Origin of the sequence: Streptomyces triculaminicus, from assembly GCF_017349075.1 — a bacterium.
Classification (GTDB): domain Bacteria; phylum Actinomycetota; class Actinomycetes; order Streptomycetales; family Streptomycetaceae; genus Streptomyces; species Streptomyces triculaminicus.
Genome location: NZ_JAFMOF010000001.1, coordinates 765,242 through 778,353, shown reverse-complemented (window position 1 = coordinate 778,353; position 13,112 = coordinate 765,242). Strand labels below are relative to the sequence as shown.

The following is a 13,112-nucleotide window of genomic DNA, read 5'->3' as shown; positions in this document are numbered from 1 at the left end:
GCATGGGGTGCATGAACGTTGCCGCGGACGCCAGTGCCGCCGTCACCCTGATCCGTCGCACACTGCTCCGGCCCGCCCGGCCGGTGCCCGCGCGGGTTCGCGTACGGGTGGCCGCGTTGCTGTCGGTGGCGGGGTCGCTGGTGTACACGGGGCAGAAGGTGTACATGGCCGCGCACGGGCAGGTCGGCATGCCCGGCCATCCCGCTCCCCCCTCCGTGCAGGCGCAGTTCGAGCATCCCGGGCTGGCCCAGGCGGGCAACGCCTCGCTCGGCCTCGTCGCGGCGCTGGTGGCGTGGGCGACCGTCGCGCGCTGGGGCGACCGCGTCCCCCGGTGGGCGCTGCTGTCCGCCCTGGCGGTCGCGGCGGTGATGCAGTCACTGGGCGCGGTGATCATGATGGGGCGCGCGGACCTCGCCCCGGGGCACCTCGGCTGGAACGCCGTCTACGACGTCGTGTCGGGAAGCGTCGGGCTCGCGGCCTGGGCCGTGGTGACGGTCTCCTACTGGCTGCGGACACGCACGCGTGCCCGTAACGACTCCCCGGGCCGTGGCCGTACAGGCGGCGCCGCCCGGCCCGCCCACACGGCGGTCGCGGCCCATGCCGCCCTCGGCTGTGCCCTGGCCTACGGCCTGATGAAGCTCGACTGGGCGCTGGGCGGCGAATTCCTCATGCGGCAGGCCCCGGTGCCGTCCGCCCCCCTGAACGACCTGCTGAACCGCACCCCCGGCGCGGTCGCCGGGCACTGGGCGTCCGTGGCGCTGGCCCTGGTGGGCGTGGCGGCCGCGCTGCACCTGTCCGGCCGCTTCGGGCCGCTCGGAAGGATCCGCCGCACGGCGCTGCTCGCCGGCTCGTGGGCGGGCTGCGCGTTCATGGTGACGCGTGCCGTCGGCCTCGTGGGCTACGGATTCGCCGGCGACGTGCGCGTGCTGGCAGGCCTGGGCTCCGTACCGTCCGCCTACGAGGACCTCGCGCGCGACCAGGCGTTCTGGGACCTCGTCCTGTGGTCGCCGTACTGGCTGTTCTTCGGTACGTGCTGGGGTGTCGCGGCCTGGCGCTACCGCAGGGCCCGGTAGGGCCCGGTAGGGCCCCGGGGGCGCCGAACCGGCGCGGTCGGCTCAGGAGCGGGCGATCAGCGCGGCGACGCCGTCCAGGATGCGTTCCAGGCCGAAGTCGAGCGGGTCGTCGTCGTGGGGGGCGAAGGCTCCGGCGGCGATGGCGGCGGTCAGTGCGGGGTAGCGGTGGCCGTGGCGTTCCAGTACGTCCGCGGCGAGCCGGTTCCACTCCTGGTCGCCGGTCTCGTCGGCGTCGACGAGCTGCTGGGCGAGGTTTCGGATGTGCCCGATGACCAACAGGACGGTGTCGTGCTGTCGTGCGGCGGGCAGCCCGGTCGGCTCGAGGGCGGCCAGCGCCGCGTCGAGCCAGGCCAGTTGGTTGGGGCCCATGAGCTGGCGGCGCATCGCGGTGGCGGTGAGGATCCAGGGGTGGCGGCGGTAGAGCGCCCAGCACTGGCGGGCCCATTCCGTCAGCCGGGGACGCCACTCGCCCGGGTCGGCGGTGTGCGCGGTGTGCGCCGGGGGCGTGCCGAGGGCGGTGTCGACCATCAGGTCGATCAGTTCGGCCTTGCCCGGCACGTAGCGGTAGAGCGCCATCGTGGTGACCTCGAGCTCCGAGGCGACCCGCTGCATGGAGAGCGCGTCCAGGCCCTCCCCGTCCGCGATCGCGATGGCGCCCGTGACGATGCGCTCGGCGGTCAGTGAGGGCTTCGGGCCGCGACGCGGCTGCTCCTGCTCCCCCCACAGCAGCGCCAGGCTCGCCTTCGGGTCGCGCTTCTTCTCCCTGCTCCCGGCCATGCCGGCTCCTCCCGGACGCTCCACCGGCGGTCGTTCGTTGACGGCCGTCCAGGAACTGTGTATAACATAAACTCAATTGCGTACGACATAAACAGTTCACGGGTCGGCGCAGTCGCCGAAGTCGTTTCAGGGGGAGTACCAGTGATCAGCCTCGTTCTCATGACGTCCGCCGCCGCCCTCGCCGCACCCGTGGCCGGGGCGCTGGGCCACCGGCGGCTCCAGCAGGCCCGCAACGCCCGGCTGATGCGGATCGACACCCCGAACGGCATCGACGAGCAGGGCTTCGTCCGCATCGGCGGCATCGACCAGTGGATCTCGATCCGTGGCGAGAGCCTCGACAACCCCGTGATCCTCGAGATCCACGGCGGCCCCGGCTCCTCCAACTCGGCCTACGGACCGCGCACCCGCTCCTGGGAGAAGCACTTCACGATCGTGCGCTGGGACATGCGCGGCACCGGCAAGACCCTCGGCCGCACCGGCGCCGACGGCCAGGGCGGGATGAGCTTCGCGCGGCTGTACGAGGACGCGCTCGAGGTCACCCGGCACGTCCACGCCCGCCTCGGCGTCGACCGCGTCGTGCTCGTGGCCAACTCCTTCGGCAGCGTCTTCGGCCTGCACCTGGCCCGCCGGCACCCCGAGCTGTACTCGGCCTATGTCGGCACCGACCAGAACATCCACGACGCCGGCCGCGACGACTCCGCCCGCCGCGCGCTCCTGGCACGCCTGCGTGCGGCGGGCAAGCGCAAGGAGGCCTCCATCGTGGAGGAGATGGGCCCCGACAAGCGCGCCTGGACCGCCGGGCAGTACGCCGCCTACGCCAAGATCACCGTCACCACCGACGCGCTGACCTTCGCCACCATGAAGAGCGTGGTCATGAAGTCGCTGTGGTTCTCGCCGCTCCACTCGCTGCGCGAACTGGGCGACCTCGCCAAGGGCATGTCGTTCTCCGAGCGGATCCTCCCCGAGACCGCCACGTTCGACGACTGGGCCGACGGCACCCGGTTCGACCTGCCCTTCTTCGTCTTCCAGGGCGACCAGGACGTGCTCACCCCGCCGGAGCGCGCGCAGCGGTTCTTCGACGACGTGCAGGCGCCGGTCAAGGACTTCGCCCTGATCGACGACGCCGCCCACTTCGCGTCGTTCCGGCACCCCGAGCGGTTCCTGGACCTGATGCTGACCAAGGTGCGGCCCGTGGTCACGGGCCGGCGGCAGGCGGTCGTCGCGCGGTAGCGGACGTGTCCAATTCGTGGATGCCGCGACCTGCACCGCCGTACGATGCCCGCACATGCGTGTTGAGGAGGGGGACGGAGATGCTTGGGGAGTCATTGACGGCCTTAGCAACGGCGTTGGGCGCGGCGGTCGTTCAGGCCGTCGGTACGGACGCGTGGGCCGGCTTCCGGGGGCGGCTGGCCCGGCTGGTGGGGCTGGGCGACAGCGGGCGCGAGCGTGTCGAACTGGAGCGGCTCGACCGGACGGCCGCGGCGCTCTCGGAACCGGCCGGGGAGGCGGGCGAAAGGGAGCGGCAGCGCCAGCAGGTGGTCTGGGAGACGCGCGTCGCGGACCTCATGGAGAGCCTGCCGGACGATCAGCGCGCCCGGTTCGCGGTCGAGTGCAGGGCGCTCCTCGAGGAGGCGGCCCGGCGGGCGGAGCGAGGCGGCGCAGGCGGAGGGGGAGGCGTGTCCGGCAACACCTTCCACGGCCCCGCCGCCGTGCAGACCGGCAGCTACAACCAGCAGCACAACCACTTCGGGCGGGGCGCGTGAGCGAGCCCGGTGCCGGTGGCCGGCCGGGCCATGGCGGTACGTCCGGGAACGAATTCCACGGTCCCGCCGCCGCGCAGGCCGGTCAGTACAACACCCAGGTCAACCACTACGCCCCACCGCGCAGCAAGGTATGGCTCGCGGTGACCGGGGCCGCGGCAGTGGTGCTGACCGTCGGTACCGTGCTGGCCCTGCTCAAGTTCGGCGATGACTCGGACGGTTCGCCGCGGGACGGGGGCGGGGCCGCCGTTCCGCCGGGCGTCGCGTCCTCACCCTCGGCCGCGGGGCTCGCCACCGTTCCGGTCCCGGCGCAGAACGGGTCCGGCCCGACTCCCTCGGGAGCCGCCGCGCCGGCCGACGCGGTCCAGTGGACCGGGGCCGTCCGTATCGCGGAGACCGGTCCGAAGCTCGACGCGGTCCCGCCGACGACGGAGAGGTACGGGCTCGACATCCGCCTGGGCATGGTCAGCCCGCCCCGGCTCTTCGGCGCCGACATGGCGTCCAGCACCACGAACCTTGCCGAGTGGAAGGGCCCCGGCAAGCCGACCCGGAAGGCGTGCGCCGACCTGGTCGCCAGTCAGGGGCTCTGGCAGTTCGGGGAGGTCAAGGAGGGCACTGTGATCTGTGTCCGAACGAACGGCGGACGCACGGCCGTTCTGACCGTCACGTCCATCAGCGACAGCTTCGGTACGGGCGTCATGGCTGACGCGATCGTCTGGTCCCAGGTCTCCGGAGGGCGCTGAGGGCCGGACCGTGCCGCGCCATGACAGGTGGCGGGGCCGCCCGTTCAACTCCGGGTGCGCCACGGGGGTGGGGGCGGGGCCGGGGCGGATGGGCCGGGCCCTTACGGGACTGGATTATTTACGGCCCGGAGCCGTTCCACGGAGATGATTGGCCCGCACTTGGGCCGCAAATAACCCTGACGTCCCTCTCAGGGCCCGGCCCATCCCGCCCCGGCCCCTCCGGCCGTCAGTCGAGCGGGCGGCGTCGATGAGGTTGTCGGCCACTTCCGTTGTGGCGCCCGTTACTTCACGCGCGCGTGCCGGACCGCTGGAGCGCGGGGCAGGGGGTGATTAGTGTCGTGTCCCGTGAGTGAATCCTCCCCCTCGCCGCATGCGACGGCGCACGCGACGGCCCAGGCGTACAACGACGTCGCCGCCCTCTATGCCGAGCTCGTCCGCGACGCGCTCGACCACCTTCCGCTGGACCGCGCCGTGCTCGCCGCGTTCGCCGAGTCGGTACGGGCCGCCGGCGCCGGGCCGGTCGGGGACCTCGGATGCGGGCCCGGGCACATGACCGCGCTCCTGCGCGACCTGGGACTGGACGCCTTCGGCGTCGACCTGTCGCCGGCGATGATCGACCTGGCCCGCCGGGCACACCCCGACCTGCGCTTCGAGCTCGGTTCGATCGACGCGCTGGAGTCTGCCGACGGGGAGTTGGGCGGCGTCGTCTCCTGGTACTCGGTCATCCACGCCCTGCCGCAGGATGTCGCGTCCTACCTGGCCGAGTTCCGGCGGGTGCTGGCCCCAGGAGGCCATCTCCTGCTTGCGTTCTTCGAGTCCGAGGGCGGCCCGGTGGTGGCGTTCGACCACAAGGTGACCACGGCGTACCGGTGGCCGGTTGACGATCTTGCGGGGCTGGCGTACGAGGCCGGGTTCGACGAGGTCGGTCGGATGCTGCGCGAGCCCCTCGAGGGTGAGCGGTACCGCCGGGGGCATCTGCTGATGCGCAGGCGGTAGGTCCGGGCTCGGGCAGTGGGTTCGGGCTCAGGGGACTAGGACGACCTTGCCCAGGTTGCGGCGCTCTTCGATGACGGCGTGGGCCCGGGCTGCCTCGGCGAGCGGGATCTCCTCGTGCACGGCAGTGCGCAGCGTGCCCGCGTCGCGCAGCTGCCACAGCTCGCGCAGCCAGCGGTCGTACAGCTCGGGCTTGCCGAGGGCGACGGCCCGCATCTGGAAGCCGATCATCGAGGCGCCGCGCACCAGGAGCTCGTACGCCTCCACCGTCCCGCCGCCGGAGCTGAAGGCCACCAGGCGGCCGCCCGTCCCCAGGGCCCGTACGGCGCGGCCGAGCAGGTCGCCGCCCACGCCGTCGATGATCGCGTCGTACGGGGCGCCCCAGTCGGCGTCCTCGTACAGGACGACCTCGTCGGCGCCCAGGCCCCGGACGAAGTCGGCCTTGTCGGCGCTGCCGACGGCGGCGACGACCCGTCCCGCCCCGCCGGCCTTGGCGAACTGCAGCGCGAGTGTGCCGACCGCGCTGGCCGCCGCCGTGACCAGGACCGATTCGCCGGGCTCCACGCGTGCGGCCTCGTAGGCGCCGCGCGCCACCAGTCCGCTGCGGACCAGCGCGACCGCCTCCACGGCGCTCGCGCCGTCCGGTATCCGGGAGACCATCGCGGTGTTCAGGACGGCGTACTCGGCGTAGGCGTCGGTGAAGCACAGGCCGGTGACGCGGTCCCCGACGGCGAAGTCGGCGACTCCCGCGCCGACGGCGACGATCTCCCCGGCGACCTCGCCCCCGAACGACGTCGGCTCGCTGCCCTCGCGCACCTTGCGCACGGTGGGCAGCGTCACCCCGACCGCCTCGGACCGGATCAGTACCTCCCCCTCGCCCGCCTCCGGCCGGTCGACCTCCTCGGCGAACAGCACCTCGGGCCCACCGTTGACCTCATGGCGAATGCGCAGCACAGGACCTCCCCGATCCGATCCGGTTAATTCATTGGGTGCCCCAACGGTAAGGGGAAAGTCGTGGGGAAGTCCAACGGTTTTCGTTAGAGTGCTCGCATGACCTCACCGCTCCAGCACATCCAGTCCCTGCCGACCTGGCTCGTCGGCCGTGTCGCGGCACGTGGCCGGGGTCTGGTCGCCGACGCGATCGCCGCCGAGGGGCTGAAGCTGATGCAGCACGCTGTTCTGGCCGCGACCGCCGAGTACGGTCCCGTCGCCCAGGCCGACCTGGGCCGCCGGCTCGCCGTCGATCCCAAGGACATGGTCGGCATCCTGAACCACCTCCAGGACGCGGGCCTCGTCCTGCGCGCCCCGGACCCCGCCGACCGCCGCAAGAACGCCGTCACCGTCACCCCGGACGGCGAGGCCGTCCTCCGCCGCTGCGCAGCCCTCGCCGAGGCCGCCAACGACGAGCTGCTCTCGCCGCTCGCCCCGCAGGAGCGGCAGCAGCTCATGGCCCTGCTGACCCGGCTCCACGAAGCGCCGTAAGGCGTGAAGGCGTGGCTGTGAGGCGGGTGTGAGAGGGTGACCCCCGGCCTGCGGGGAGTGTGTTCGTCCGCAGTGGACGACAACAACAAAGGCGAAGGGGTGTACCCACCCTTCGCCACTCTTAACTTATAGCGCACGGGGGGCCTTGCGGCAAGGCCCCGGTCATGCCGCACAATCGACCGCTCGAGGCCGGAACCTGCGGAAATGAGACCCATGAACTCCCTGACCACCAGCGCGTTTGATCTTCCCGAGCGCCTGGCCGCCAAGGCCGCCCCGAAACTGATCGCCGACGACGAGCAGCACTTCGCCGCCCTCGGGGAGAGCCTCGAGCAGGCGATCACCGAGCTGTCCGACAGCCTCGACGCCCTGCGCAGGGCCCCTGGCGGCCTGGGTCGGGAGGCCATGGACCGGGACGCGGAGATCCACCGGATCACCGCTCGCCTGCGCGCCCTGCGCCGCTTCGGCCTGGACCTGTGCCTCGGTCGTATCGTCAGCGCCGACGACCCCGAGCCCGTGTACATCGGACGGCTCGGCCTCACCGACGGCGAGGGGCGCCGGCTGCTGATCGACTGGCGTTCGCCGGCGGCCGAGCCGTTCTTCGCCGCGACCCACGCCAACCCGATGGGCCTGGCCAGCCGCCGCCGGTACCGGTGGACCCGCGGCCGTATCGGCGACTACTGGGACGAGGTCTTCACCGCCGACGGCTTCGAAGGCCACGCCGCCCTCGACGACCAGTCCGCGTTCATCGCCAGCCTCGGCAGCCACCGGTCGCCCCGGATGCGCGACGTCCTCGGCACCATCCAGGCCGACCAGGACGCCATCATCCGCGCCGGTTCCCGTGGCGCCCTCGTCGTCGACGGCGGCCCGGGTACGGGAAAGACCGTCGTCGCCCTGCACCGCTCCGCCCACCTCCTCTACTCCGACCCCCGCCTCGGCCACCGTCGCGGCGGCGTGCTCTTCGTCGGCCCCCACCAGCCCTACCTCGCCTACGTCGCCGACGTCCTGCCCAGCCTCGGCGAGGAGGGCGTGCAGACCTGCACCGTGCGCGACCTCGTCACCGAGGGAGCCGCGGCGGCCCTCGAGGCCGACCCCGAGGTGGCGCGCCTGAAGGCGAACGCGGACATGGTGAAGGCGATCGAGAAGGCCGTCAGCATCTACGAGGAGCCCCCGACCACGGGGATGACGGTCTCGACCACCTGGGCCGACATCCGGCTGACCGCCGACGACTGGGCCGAGGCGTTCGACGCGGCAGCCGGTACCCCGCACAACGAGGGGCGCGAGCTGATCTGGGAGGAACTCGTCACCATCCTGCTGGACCGGTGCGACAACGAGGACCTCCCGCAGGACCTGTTCCGCAGGGCGCTGCGACACGACCAGGAGCTCGTCGGAACCCTCAACCGCGCGTGGCCCCTGCTCGAGGCGGCCGACCTCGTCGGAGACCTGTGGGAGGTGCCTGCCTACCTGCGTCTTTGCGCCCCCTGGCTCAGTGCGGACGAGATACGCAAGCTGCAGCGCAAGGACGCCCCCCAGGCCTGGACGGTCTCCGACCTGCCGCTCCTCGACGCCGCACGGCAGCGCCTCGGCGACCCGGAGTCCGACCGGCGACAGCGCCGCCACAAGGCCGCCATCGCCGCCCAGCGCGCCCGCATGGCCACCGTGATCGACAACGTCCTCGCCTCCGACGAAGACGGCGAAGGCGCGGTCACCATGCTGCGCGGACAGGACCTGCAGGACACCCTCATCGACGAGTCCGCCCTCCCCACCGCCGACCCGGACCGGCTCGCCGGCCCCTTCGCGCACATCGTCGTCGACGAGGCCCAGGAACTCACCGACGCCGAGTGGCAGATGCTGCTCCTGCGCTGCCCGTCCCGCAGCTTCACCATCGTCGGCGACCGCGCCCAGGCCAGGGACGGCTTCGCCGAGTCCTGGCAGGAGCGGCTCGAGCGGATCGGGCTCGACCGCGTCAACGTGGCCTCGCTGAGCGTCAACTACCGGACGCCGGCCGAGGTCATGACCGAAGCCGAGCCCGTCATCCGGGCCGTGCTCCCCGACGCCAACGTGCCGACCTCCATCCGCAGCAGCGGCATCCCCGTCGTCCACGGATCCGTCGCCGACCTGGACTCCATCCTCGGCGCCTGGCTGGCCGAGAACGCCGACGGTATCGCTTGCGTCATCGGCGATCCGACGTTCCGGGCGACGTCCCGCGTCCGGTCGCTCACCCCCGAGCTCTCGAAGGGCCTCGAGTTCGACCTGGTGGTCGTCGTCGACCCGGAGGCGTTCGGCGAGGGCATCGCCGGAGGCGTCGACCGCTATGTCGCGATGACGCGAGCGACCCAGCAGCTCGTCGTCCTCACGAGCGCCTGACCCGGAGGGCGAGGAGGACAAGGAGCCCGAAAGCGATCGCGGCAGTGAGGGTGCGGGCGTCGTTGAACAGTTCCCAGCGGCGCAGGATCGCCGCGTAGCCGTCCGGTGGCTCGGTGGCGGCCCACTGCTTGATGCGGCCGTTGATGGGGACGTTCCCGAACCGTGTGATCAGGAACGACGCGACCACCAGGGCTCCCGCCGCGCCGGCCAGGACGCGGGCCCGGCCGCGCTCCGTGGCGGCCAGGGCGAGGGTGGTGAGGGCGGAGACCGCCATCGTGGCTTGCATGGTGATGCCGTTCATCTTCATCAGCTGGGCGTGGAAGTCGAGCCTCATGTCGATCGGCACGGCGTTGAACGTCGGGACGAGGTTGGCGGCGCCGTAGCCGAAGGCGCCGGCCAGCAGGCCGGTGGAGAACAGCGAGAGTGCCTGGAGAAGTCGGGTACGCATGTCTTTCACCGCCCGGTGAAGGTGAATCGGCTGCCCGGCTCGCCGCGGAGGCGGCCGTGCGCGAGCCTGCGGCCGAAGGCGAGCAGGAGGAGGTCCTGGGCTGCGCCGTACACCGGCGCCCCGGAACCGTAGGACCAGTCCATGTCCTCGGCGCACAGCCGCACTCCGCGGAGGTCGACGCCGAAGAACTTCAGGCCGCTCGGCTTGATGTCGTCCAGCAGGAAGCGCAGCCGCTCCTCGGGTACGCGCCGGTCGAGTCCGAGGGCGACGGTGACGTCCAGCCCGTGCACCACGTCATGACCGAGGGCCGCGACGAACCCACCGACCGGCGGCGTCCAGGGGTGGTCCGCGTTGTCCCGCAGGAACGCGCTGAGCTCGCCGACGGAGTGGGCGGCCGCGTCCCTTCGCGCGACGCGGTCGGTCATGCGGTGCAGATTCCCGCGCGCCTTGACCAGTTCGCCCAGCGTGGCGGGCAGGGAGAGCCGGAACCCCATCGACATGTGGGCTACGACCTCGCGGACCCTCCACCCCTCGCACAGGCTGGGCGCGTTCCATTCATCGGCCGACAGGCCCTTGAAGAGACCGGCCAGCTCCCGGCGTTCCGCCGCGATAGCGGCCCTGACGTCCGTCTCGACGCCGGCCTGCTTGCCGGGGCGCCCCGTCGCGTTGTGCATGTGATCAAGCGTGCGGGCGGCCGATCCATACGTCCAATAGATGGTTGTGCTGCCGCCTAGCATTGACGCTTATGGAACTTCGTCAGCTGCGCTACTTCGTCGCCGTCGTCGATGAAGGCGGATTCACGCGCGCGGCCGCCCGCCTGCACCTGGCCCAGCCCGGCCTGAGCGCTCAGATCCGCCAGCTGGAACAGGAGCTCGGGCAGCCGTTGCTCGACCGCTCCCACCGGTCGGTGACGCTGACCGAGACGGGCCGGGCCGTCCTGCCGTACGCCCGCGCCGCCCTGGCCGCCGCCGATGCGGTCAGGCAGACCGTCGACGCGTACACCGGGCTGCTGCGCGGCCGCGTCTCGCTCGGACTGGTCTCCGGGGCCACCGGCAACGCCTTCGACATCGCCTCGTTCCTCGCGGACTTCCACGACGCCCACCCCGCCCTGGAGGTCGCCCTCACCGAAGACACCTCCGAGCGCATGCAGGCCGCGCTCCTGGCCGGCGAACTCGACATCGCCCTCCTCGGACCGACCGACGAGGTCCCCCCGGCCGGCCTGTCCCTCCAGACGGTCATCGACGCCCCGCTTGCCGTCGCCGTCGCCCCCGGAGACCCGCTCCTGGGTCCGGCCGACCGTACGAGCATCCCGCTCGCCGAGCTGCGCGACCGCGCCCTGATCTGTCTGCCGCGCGGTACCGGGGTGCGCGCGGCGCTCGAACGCGCCTGTGTGCAGGCCGGATTCCGGCCCCGCGTCACCTTCGAGGCGGCGGCGCCGCACGTGCTCGCGCAGCTCGCCGCCCGGGGCCTGGGCGTTGCGGTGCTCCCCGCGGGCGAGGGCCGCACGGCCTTCGACGGGCAGCTGCGGACACTGACCATCACCCGCCCGGGCATCCGCGCCCGCATCGCCCTCGCCTGGCGGTCCACCGGCCCGGCGAGCCCTGCCGCCCGAGCGCTGCTCGACGCCCTGCGCGGGGCCCTGCCGGCGGTGCCGGTGCGCTAGCCGGCTAGGTGCCGGTCAGGCGGTCGGCCTGGACCTCGCGGATGAACGAGGTCCAGGCCGCGGCCGGTATGACGACGGCGGGGCCGTTGTTCTGTTTCGTGTCGCGGATGCCGACCCGGTCGGTGAGCGGTGCGATCGAGACGCAGCTGGCTGCCCCGGTGTCAGTGCTGTAGGACGACTTGAACCAGGACTTCTCGTTGGCTATTTCCAAGGCTGTCGGGCCGACTTCAGTGATCATCGAGTTCTCTCGCTAGTCGGTGCAGGAATTCGGCTGTCTTGGCCGGGGCCAGAGCGCCTTCGCGCATGGCATCGAACTTCCGGGCGTGCATCCAGACCTCGCGCCGCTTGTCGGACACCGTCATGACAGCCGGGCCGTCCTGCATCACGACGGGATCGAGTCCACCGTCGAAGTCGAGAATGACGAAGTTGTCGGCTGCACGGTACGTGGCGAGGTTCTGCGGCAGGATCTGCACCGTCACGTGATCAAGCGCAGCCAGCTTTTCGATCTCCTCGTACTGCTCGCGCATCACGTCCGGGCCACCGATCACACGACGCAGCGCCGACTCGTCGAGGACCACGCGGAGTTCCACCGGGTCCTCCCCGTAGAGGATCTCCTTGCGTCGCATGCGGAGAGTCACGTTGCTCTCGACGAACTCGGTTGTTCTTTCGTAGACGGGCTTCGATGCTACGAACATGGCTCGCGTGTAGCTCTCGCTCTGCAGGAGCCCGAAGACGACCTGTGAATGCCATGCGCGCATGGCGGCTGCATCCGACTCCAGCCCCATGTAGAGCAGCTGTCCTGAGGGCAGGAAGTTTTGGTACGGCCTGTACCAGTCGGCGCTGAGCGAGTCGCGGTGCAGCATCAGTAGGTGCTCGCGATCGGCGGGGTCGTGGACGCCGTACAGCTCGAGCAGGTCTTCCATATCGCGCACGCGTGGCAGTTGGTTGTGGCCGGACTCAACCCTGTTGAGTTTTGACTCCGAGCTCTCGATGGCTTCGGCCGCTGCCTTTGTGGTGTACCCCTTTCTCTCACGCAGGCGTCGGAGCTCCTTGCCCAGCTCCCTCCGGCGGAACGTCGGACCGCGTCGTGCTGCCACTTTCGAGCCCTTCCGGTGCCTTACCCGTAGGCGCGCCCCTGTACGCCGTTGGCGCAGCCCTGTTGGTCTCCGGGGGCCCTCTGTTGCCTCTGAAAGCCGCCCTGTTGGCAGTCTTCCAGTCCCTGTTGGGGCTCGGGGAAGCGATGCCCGGATTTGGCATATTCCAATTTCTCACCCTTTTTGGGGCTCGCTTGCGATCGAACTTTGGGCTGCGGGACCGTGGTTACGCCAGCGGCGCGAGCCGACTGGCACCCCCCACCGCTGCTCTCGAAGGAGCCGCCATGCCCTTCTTCCCCCGGACCGCGAACAGCGGTCCCGCGCTGACCGGCAGGGCCGGGCCACGGCCCTGGCTGGGGCGCGAGTCGATCGAGGACGTGATCCGCGAGGCCGCCGGCACCGGCAGCTGGTTTCCCGATCGCGGCGGGTGCGGGCGGTGACCGCGCGGCTTCGGGTGTTCGTGCAGGAGAGGGCCTACGACGTGGAGGTCGCCGCCCGGGCGCGGGCGGTCGGCGATCCGGTCCGGGGCCCGGCGCTCGCCGCCGTGCGGGAGGCGCGGTACCGGCTGGGGCTGGGGCCGGGGGACGGGTACGCGTCGGCGATCACGTTCGCCCGGAGCCTGGGGCGGGCGGCCGAGGACCTGCTGCATCACGAGCGGCGGCTGCGGCGGGAGGAGGCGTGAGGCGCCTGTGGCCCCTGGGGCGCCGCCGGGCGG

At 71.8% G+C, this 13,112-nt stretch carries 16 protein-coding genes; 10 read left to right on the top strand and 6 right to left on the bottom strand.

Annotated elements, in window-relative coordinates; all coding sequences use genetic code 11:
• Window positions 1-11 precede the first annotated feature (11 nt).
• Entirely contained in the window at window positions 12-1,073 is a 1,062-nt protein-coding gene (locus tag J1792_RS03580; protein ID WP_207246660.1) for a DUF3995 domain-containing protein, read from the top strand.
• Window positions 1,074-1,115: 42 nt separating this feature from the next.
• On the opposite strand, the gene J1792_RS03575 is transcribed toward J1792_RS03580, so the two are convergent.
• The gene (locus J1792_RS03575) at window positions 1,116-1,850 is read right to left on the bottom strand and encodes a TetR/AcrR family transcriptional regulator (protein WP_086574651.1); all 735 of its coding nucleotides are present in this window, start codon (window positions 1,848-1,850) and stop codon (window positions 1,116-1,118) included.
• A 159-nt stretch (window positions 1,851-2,009) separates the two neighbouring features.
• Here J1792_RS03575 and J1792_RS03570 point away from each other — a divergent pair, with 159 nt between their 5' ends.
• The 4 genes from J1792_RS03570 (at window position 2,010) to J1792_RS03555 (ending at window position 5,349) form a co-directional block, all read left to right on the top strand.
• Complete coding sequence (locus J1792_RS03570; protein ID WP_086574657.1) at window positions 2,010-3,080, top strand: alpha/beta fold hydrolase; 1,071 nt, start codon at window positions 2,010-2,012, stop codon at window positions 3,078-3,080.
• A gap of 95 nt (window positions 3,081-3,175) precedes the next feature.
• Window positions 3,176-3,613 carry a hypothetical protein gene (locus J1792_RS03565; protein ID WP_207246659.1) on the top strand — a complete coding sequence of 146 codons (438 nt, stop codon included), beginning with the start codon at window positions 3,176-3,178 and terminating at the stop codon, window positions 3,611-3,613.
• Window positions 3,610-4,353 carry a hypothetical protein gene (locus J1792_RS03560; RefSeq protein ID WP_086574655.1) on the top strand — a complete coding sequence of 248 codons (744 nt, stop codon included), beginning with the start codon at window positions 3,610-3,612 and terminating at the stop codon, window positions 4,351-4,353. The genes J1792_RS03565 and J1792_RS03560 overlap by 4 nt, the downstream gene beginning before the upstream one ends.
• Window positions 4,354-4,698: 345 nt before the next feature.
• Window positions 4,699-5,349: a class I SAM-dependent methyltransferase gene (locus J1792_RS03555; protein WP_086573869.1), complete on the top strand. Its 651-nt coding sequence runs from the start codon at window positions 4,699-4,701 to the stop codon at window positions 5,347-5,349.
• 27 nt (window positions 5,350-5,376) lie between these two features.
• Here the strand turns inward: J1792_RS03555 and J1792_RS03550 are convergent, their stop codons facing one another.
• On the bottom strand, window positions 5,377-6,300 hold the full coding sequence (locus tag J1792_RS03550) for a quinone oxidoreductase family protein (protein ID WP_086573867.1): 924 nt from the start codon (window positions 6,298-6,300) through the stop codon (window positions 5,377-5,379).
• A gap of 96 nt (window positions 6,301-6,396) precedes the next feature.
• On the opposite strand from J1792_RS03550, the gene J1792_RS03545 reads away from it, so the two are divergent.
• A complete protein-coding gene (locus tag J1792_RS03545; protein WP_086573865.1) occupies window positions 6,397-6,828 on the top strand; it encodes a MarR family winged helix-turn-helix transcriptional regulator in 432 nt (143 codons plus the stop codon).
• Window positions 6,829-7,041: 213 nt separating this feature from the next.
• Complete coding sequence (gene helR / locus J1792_RS03540) at window positions 7,042-9,192, top strand: RNA polymerase recycling motor ATPase HelR (RefSeq protein ID WP_086573863.1); 2,151 nt, start codon at window positions 7,042-7,044, stop codon at window positions 9,190-9,192.
• Here helR and J1792_RS03535 read toward each other — a convergent pair.
• Together J1792_RS03535 and J1792_RS03530 are read right to left on the bottom strand one after the other, a co-directional pair.
• Window positions 9,179-9,640, bottom strand: a complete 462-nt coding sequence (locus J1792_RS03535; protein WP_086573862.1) for an anthrone oxygenase family protein — start codon at window positions 9,638-9,640, stop codon at window positions 9,179-9,181. The genes helR and J1792_RS03535 overlap by 14 nt on opposite strands.
• Window positions 9,641-9,645: 5 nt before the next feature.
• Entirely contained in the window at window positions 9,646-10,314 is a 669-nt protein-coding gene (locus J1792_RS03530) for a maleylpyruvate isomerase family mycothiol-dependent enzyme (RefSeq protein WP_086573860.1), read from the bottom strand.
• A 71-nt stretch (window positions 10,315-10,385) separates the two neighbouring features.
• Between J1792_RS03530 and J1792_RS03525 the strand changes: the two genes are divergently transcribed.
• Window positions 10,386-11,303 carry a LysR family transcriptional regulator gene (locus tag J1792_RS03525; protein WP_207246658.1) on the top strand — a complete coding sequence of 306 codons (918 nt, stop codon included), beginning with the start codon at window positions 10,386-10,388 and terminating at the stop codon, window positions 11,301-11,303.
• A gap of 4 nt (window positions 11,304-11,307) precedes the next feature.
• Here the strand turns inward: J1792_RS03525 and J1792_RS03520 are convergent, their stop codons facing one another.
• On the bottom strand, window positions 11,308-11,541 hold the full coding sequence (locus tag J1792_RS03520) for a DUF397 domain-containing protein (RefSeq protein ID WP_207246657.1): 234 nt from the start codon (window positions 11,539-11,541) through the stop codon (window positions 11,308-11,310).
• Window positions 11,531-12,400, bottom strand: coding sequence for a helix-turn-helix domain-containing protein (locus J1792_RS03515; RefSeq protein WP_207246656.1), 870 nt, complete (start codon window positions 12,398-12,400; stop codon window positions 11,531-11,533). Before J1792_RS03515 ends, J1792_RS03520 begins: the two co-directional genes overlap by 11 nt.
• Window positions 12,401-12,681: 281 nt before the next feature.
• Between J1792_RS03515 and J1792_RS03510 the strand changes: the two genes are divergently transcribed.
• Together J1792_RS03510 and J1792_RS03505 are read left to right on the top strand one after the other, a co-directional pair.
• Window positions 12,682-12,837 carry a hypothetical protein gene (locus J1792_RS03510; protein WP_207246655.1) on the top strand — a complete coding sequence of 52 codons (156 nt, stop codon included), beginning with the start codon at window positions 12,682-12,684 and terminating at the stop codon, window positions 12,835-12,837.
• Window positions 12,834-13,079, top strand: coding sequence for a DUF6415 family natural product biosynthesis protein (locus tag J1792_RS03505; RefSeq protein ID WP_207246654.1), 246 nt, complete (start codon window positions 12,834-12,836; stop codon window positions 13,077-13,079). The genes J1792_RS03510 and J1792_RS03505 overlap by 4 nt, the downstream gene beginning before the upstream one ends.
• The last annotated feature ends 33 nt before the right edge of the window (window positions 13,080-13,112 follow it).

Coding starts and splice junctions, on each gene's coding strand:
- J1792_RS03580 (WP_207246660.1), top strand. CDS start 12: ATGAACGTTGCCGCGGACGCCAGTGCCGCCGTCACCCTGATCCGTCGC.
- J1792_RS03510 (WP_207246655.1), top strand. CDS start 12,682: ATGCCCTTCTTCCCCCGGACCGCGAACAGCGGTCCCGCGCTGACCGGC.
- J1792_RS03575 (WP_086574651.1), bottom strand. CDS start 1,850: ATGGCCGGGAGCAGGGAGAAGAAGCGCGACCCGAAGGCGAGCCTGGCG.
- J1792_RS03525 (WP_207246658.1), top strand. CDS start 10,386: ATGGAACTTCGTCAGCTGCGCTACTTCGTCGCCGTCGTCGATGAAGGC.
- J1792_RS03545 (WP_086573865.1), top strand. CDS start 6,397: ATGACCTCACCGCTCCAGCACATCCAGTCCCTGCCGACCTGGCTCGTC.
- J1792_RS03535 (WP_086573862.1), bottom strand. CDS start 9,640: ATGCGTACCCGACTTCTCCAGGCACTCTCGCTGTTCTCCACCGGCCTG.
- helR (WP_086573863.1), top strand. CDS start 7,042: ATGAACTCCCTGACCACCAGCGCGTTTGATCTTCCCGAGCGCCTGGCC.
- J1792_RS03570 (WP_086574657.1), top strand. CDS start 2,010: ATGACGTCCGCCGCCGCCCTCGCCGCACCCGTGGCCGGGGCGCTGGGC.
- J1792_RS03530 (WP_086573860.1), bottom strand. CDS start 10,314: ATGCACAACGCGACGGGGCGCCCCGGCAAGCAGGCCGGCGTCGAGACG.
- J1792_RS03520 (WP_207246657.1), bottom strand. CDS start 11,541: ATGATCACTGAAGTCGGCCCGACAGCCTTGGAAATAGCCAACGAGAAG.